The sequence below is a fragment of the Micrococcus sp. KRD026 genome (assembly GCF_017168445.1).
In the GTDB taxonomy this organism is placed as follows: Bacteria; Actinomycetota; Actinomycetes; order Actinomycetales; family Micrococcaceae; genus Micrococcus; species Micrococcus luteus.
Genome location: NZ_JABFBA010000041.1, coordinates 1 through 435 on the forward strand (window position 1 = coordinate 1; position 435 = coordinate 435).

Genomic DNA, 435 nt, shown 5'->3' on the forward strand with positions numbered 1-435 from the left:
CTGGAGGCGCCCGGGCAGCAGGGCGTGTGGCTGGGGCCGGACGATGAGGTGGAAAGCCTCAAGCCGTGGTTCGACCAACTGCCGCTGATTGCGCTGGACTTCCCGAGTTTTCGCGACGGTCGTGGTTACAGCCAGGCGTATTTGCTGCGTACCCGATTGGGCTGGACCGGCGAATTGCGCGCGGTTGGCGATGTCCTGCGCGATCAACTCAGCCACATGCGCCAGTGCGGTTTCGACAGCTTCGCGGTGCGCGAGGACAAGTCCGCCGAAGACGCGCTCAAGGGCCTCGCCGGCATGAGCGTGTTGTATGGCCGCTCGGTGATCGAGCCTCGACCGTTGTTTCGGCGGCGCTGACAACCACACGACTTTTTGCTTTGGCCGGGGACCCCGTTTTGATAGAGTCCGCGCCTCATAAGGAAGCGGGTCAAAGAAAGG

General features: G+C 63.2%; 1 protein-coding gene. It reads left to right on the forward strand.

The window, feature by feature from the left end:
* Positions 1 to 354, forward strand: a 354-nt coding sequence (locus J1M40_RS11815; RefSeq protein ID WP_206450814.1) for a DUF934 domain-containing protein, incomplete at its 5' end; no start/stop codon positions are given.
* Between the last annotated feature and the right edge of the window lie 81 nt (positions 355 to 435).